This is a genomic window from Pricia sp. (assembly GCF_041745955.1).
Taxonomy (GTDB): Bacteria; Bacteroidota; Bacteroidia; order Flavobacteriales; family Flavobacteriaceae; genus Pricia.
The window spans coordinates 1-4,510 of sequence record NZ_JBGTHY010000230.1 but is presented as its reverse complement, the minus strand read 5'-3'; the positions used below and the strand labels follow the sequence as shown (position 1 = coordinate 4,510).

Sequence of the window (4,510 nt, the reverse complement as noted above, 5' to 3'; positions counted from 1 at the left end):
CTCCAAAAATGGGATAAGTGCTTATATCAGGGCAATCAGAGCCATTTATAATAGTGCCTTAAAAGAGGATAAATTTTTGCCAATAAAAAGTCCTTTTCTTCACTATAAAATCCCATCGACAGGAAGAACCAAAAAGAAGGCACTGTCCAAGGAAAAAATTATCACTATTAGAAATTTACGATATGAAGAAAATTCAAATCTTTGGCATACCAAAAATTACCTGTTAAGTATGTTCAATTGCAGGGGGATGAATCTTATAGATTTGGCGAAATTAAGAGTTAAGGATATTGGTAAAAGCCGAATTTATTATGGGCGGAGTAAGACAGGCGACCCCCTGTCAGTAAGGATTACCAGCGAGCTTGCTGAAATCCTTGAATTTTATAAACAGGATAAAAACGAGGATGATTTCATTTTTCCAATTGGTTATGACGGTTCGGTCGAAATGTTCAAGAAATATAGGTCCGATCGGAGATTGGTAAATAAACTGCTAAAAAAGATTGCCGAAGATGCAGGGATTGAAGAAAAGATAACCTCCTATTATATTCGGCATTCTTGGGCGACTATTGCCAAAAATATGGGCATATCAACCGAAATTATTAGTGAGGGCCTTGGGCATCATTCATTGAAAACGACGGAAATCTATCTAAAGAGTTTCGATAATTCCGTATTGGACGATGCTAATGAATTGGTAGTGGCTTAAGTCGTACTACTTCTATTCTTTAAACGATGATTTCATAGCGATTGCCCTCAAAACCGAGCTTGGAGAAACCACAAACGAAAAAGTCATTAACGCCCCCTGCAAACTTTATATTCTACTTTTCAAGTACCACAATCGAATACGGTCTTTCGGTAAATTGCTCGTTGTCATCCTTGACAAGTTCTTTTTTGTGCTTTGTTTTGATGAGTTTGAAAGAGGTCGGCTTCATCAACGTTTTTATTTCGTTGCTACCGTACAGTTGAAAACCATATCGGGCAAAGGGCAAATTTTCCATAAAACTCTTTTGTACAAAAACGATGGTGCATTTTCCCTTCGGTTTTAGGACCCGGTATATTTCGTTCAAAAGGGACAAGGGCCTTTCCCAGAAATAAAGAGTGTTTACGGTCATTATCTTGTCGAAAGAATCGTTTTCGAAAGGAATTTTGTGACCATCGTAGGTATGAAAGGATGCCCTTTTGTTTTTTACGCTGGCCTTGTTCAGTTTTTCAGCCTCCGATTGCATAAGCGACGAAATTTCCAGACCAAAGTATATAATTTCCGATGCTTGGGTCAGGATTTTATCGAGATGGCCACAATTGCCGTGGCCCAACTCCAATACCCTGTCATTGGCCGCCAACTGCAGGTTGTTGATACCGCTAAGTGTCATGTTGATATTTACCTGGTTCAAGAGGGAAGCTGTTTTGATTCCTTCTTTTCCGGTGGGGCAGCGCAGCTGAGCGGCTATTTCCTGAACTTCATCTGTGTCTATCTCTTTTTTCATCCTTTCAATATACCCATTATTTTAAAATTTTCAAGAGTCTGCGATCCCGTCCAATAAATTATCAAGCCGGAGTTGAAACAGGATAACATTCACCAAATCCTTCAAGGCCGTAAGTTCCTTATGGCTTACGGCAAAACTTATCTGTGGTGCCGGGGTGTCCAATAGCAGCGCACGACAGGATTCTTTGTTTTTACAATCCTTGCAAAGGGAACAGCTATTGGTGGCCCGTTCGATATTTCCGGAAAATTGTATCAGTTCATCCCTGGTCAGCAGCAATCCCGTATCCCGGAACACTATCTGCACTTTTTTGTCGTAGTCTACCGGACAACGTTTCCAATAGAAGGCGATACTAAGTTCATTTTGGTAAAGTATTTTTATGTCGTTCATATCATTCGATTTTACTAACCCTCCCACATTTGGGTTTTCCTACTGACATCAATTCAATCTCATTGTTCTTGCTTTGGTTTCCCCCACCAACCATTTCTTTTTCTGATATAGACTATTTGCCCGGTATGGTAGGCGTTATGGGCGCAAATATCGGCTATGGATGTGCTCCATTCGTTCAACTGCTTTTTTGTAGCTTTCTCCGTCACTCCTTCCCATACCGTCTGAATACTATCCAGTTTTTTAATGGCATTTTGCCAATCTCCTTCATTTAATGGTTCTCATTCTCAATTTAAAAATTGTCTATACTCGATTTCACATACCCGAAGCGGGGTGTCCGGTTTTTTGGTACGCTCAAAAATCAGTTCTTTTAACGATTCCAATTCTTGCCGGTCGAACACCATTGCCAAGTTCTGCTGCATTGTTTGTATGTGTATCCTACGTTTGAGCAGTGCCCTTTGACAGCACGATTCCCAATAGTCCACGACGATTTCGGAAACGAAGTGTTGAAAGGCCTTCAGTTCCCTATTGGTAAATTCCAGATAGATATTGTTGAAATAAAGGTGGTACACATCACAGCTTGCACAATGGGCGAGCTGGCCACATTCGTTTTTGGATAACGTATTGATCTGATGGCACATTTATTTTGTTTTACGGATTCCCGAATACTTTTTCACTCTGTAGAACGGCAAACGATTGCAGTACATTTTCAATCGCCTTGGCCATCGATTTTGGCGAAACGGTCGCTCCGGAAATTGATATCAACATGATCGGCCAGGATAGAAATGGAGCTTTTGTTCGCAGAACAATGATGTTTTGATTTTTAAAGTTCGTCAACAAAAATAGTAGATTTTATTTAGATTGAATAAAAATAACTTATATATTTGAGGTCTATTAAGAAACGTTCTAAATAAAATTAATTACTCTACGGGTTTTCAAAGGGATACTTTTCTTTTTCGCTTTTTCGAAAGGTAGTACGTAGCAAAGGCCTGCAGATTCCATTAAAATCAAGCGGTTGAAAGAACTGGGGGAAAAGATGTTCCTGCTCCGGATAAACCGATTTATGTTTGAGTTAGTTGGAGTGCCGGATGCTCTTCGGGGTGTCCGGTTCTTTTTTCAGGCTTTTTGGACGTATAACAGAAAATGATTTTATAACCGATTAAATTTTTGAAAATGAAGAATATGCTGACTATTTCACTTTTTCTACTTTTGTCAAGTACCATGGTCTTTGCCCAAACGATCATACAAGGTACTGTTGCCGATGAAAACGATGAACCCTTATTCGGAGCTACAGTAAGGCTTACTGATACCAAAGGGACAACCACCGATTTTGATGGGAACTATACCGTCAAAGATGTAAACGAAGGAAATTACTCCTTTGAGGTTACCTTTCTAGGATATAGATCACAGAACAAAAAGGTCAATGTTTCCGGTCAGGATATCCTGACCGTGGATTTTGTCCTTTCTCCCGCCAGCGAACAATTACAGGAAGTGGAGATTATCGGCAGACGGGAAAAATCCTATAAAAACGATATCACCTTTGCGGCCACCAAAACGGCCACGGCCATCAAGGACATCCCCCAGGCGGTCAGCTACGTTACAAAGGAGGTCTTTGCCGACCAGCAGGCCTTTCGCGTGAACGACGTGGTCAAGAACATCAGCGGGGTCAACCAGTTCTCCTACTATGACGATTTTAGCTTTAGGGGCTTCCGCTCCGGGGACACCTATATCAACGGGCTGCGGGTAATCGGTCTTTTCGGTCCCGAGCCGCTTTTGGCGAATATAGAAAGGGTAGAGGTCATCAAGGGCCCTGCCTCTGCCATGTTCGGGAATTCCATTCCGGGGGGGATCATGAACCGGGTGACCAAGAAGCCCTTGACCGAGGACCGCAAGGCCATCAACTTCACTGTGGGCAGCTTCAACACCCTGCGCACCACGGCGGATTTCACGGGACCCGTGAACGAGAAGGAGACGTTGCTGTACCGTCTGAACCTTGCCTATGAAAACTCCGATAGCTTTAGGGACCTGCAGGAATTCAAGTCCTATGTCATCGCCCCGTCCATCTCTTTTTTGCCCACGGACAGGACCCGTATCAATTTTGATCTGGTCATTACCGATTTTGATGGAAAGCTAGACCGTGGCCAGCCCATCTTCGGGGCGACGGCCGGCACGGACCTGAATTCGACCCCCATTTCCTTTGCCATTGGCCAGACCAGCGATTTTCAAAAAACGGACGTGGCCTATTCCACGCTGTCCCTGAACCACCAATTTTCGGACAGACTGTCCTTCAATGCCTCCTACATGCGGTACATGTTCGAAGAAGACCTGGAGGAGCACCGTACCTCGAACCAGTTCGCCATAAATGGCAATGGTGAGCCCTTACCGACGTTGATGGGGATGCAGGTAATAACGCGACAACAGCAGTTCATTGCGGACAATCTTTCCAGCTATTTCGTTTACCAACCGAAAACCGGGGCCCTGGAGCATAAGATAGTGGCAGGGTTCGATTACAACGAGCAAAGGCAGCCCGTGGGCAATGCACAGTCGTTCGCCCAGGGCTATTTCCAGCAGGGCGGAGGTTCATCGACCGATCCGGAGGACTTCCCCGATTATGTAAGGGACGAAAACGGGAACCCCGTTCCCAACGT

At 43.5% G+C, this 4,510-nt stretch carries 5 protein-coding genes; 2 read left to right on the top strand and 3 right to left on the bottom strand.

The annotated features are described in order from the left end of the window. Window positions 1–700, top strand: a 700-nt coding sequence (locus ACEW8S_RS08440; protein WP_373517720.1) for a tyrosine-type recombinase/integrase, incomplete at its 5' end; no start/stop codon positions are given. Window positions 701–812: 112 nt separating this feature from the next. Here ACEW8S_RS08440 and ACEW8S_RS08435 read toward each other — a convergent pair. From ACEW8S_RS08435 to ACEW8S_RS08425, 3 genes are all read right to left on the bottom strand, one after another. Next, window positions 813–1,478, bottom strand: coding sequence for a class I SAM-dependent methyltransferase (locus tag ACEW8S_RS08435; RefSeq protein WP_373517719.1), 666 nt, complete (start codon window positions 1,476–1,478; stop codon window positions 813–815). Window positions 1,479–1,508: 30 nt separating this feature from the next. Next, window positions 1,509–1,865, bottom strand: coding sequence for a hypothetical protein (locus ACEW8S_RS08430; protein ID WP_373517718.1), 357 nt, complete (start codon window positions 1,863–1,865; stop codon window positions 1,509–1,511). 284 nt (window positions 1,866–2,149) lie between these two features. Next, window positions 2,150–2,503 carry a DUF6686 family protein gene (locus tag ACEW8S_RS08425; RefSeq protein ID WP_373517717.1) on the bottom strand — a complete coding sequence of 118 codons (354 nt, stop codon included), beginning with the start codon at window positions 2,501–2,503 and terminating at the stop codon, window positions 2,150–2,152. A 532-nt stretch (window positions 2,504–3,035) separates the two neighbouring features. On the opposite strand from ACEW8S_RS08425, the gene ACEW8S_RS08420 reads away from it, so the two are divergent. Continuing rightward, window positions 3,036–4,510: carboxypeptidase-like regulatory domain-containing protein (locus tag ACEW8S_RS08420; RefSeq protein WP_373517716.1), on the top strand; the 1,475-nt coding region annotated here is incomplete at its 3' end.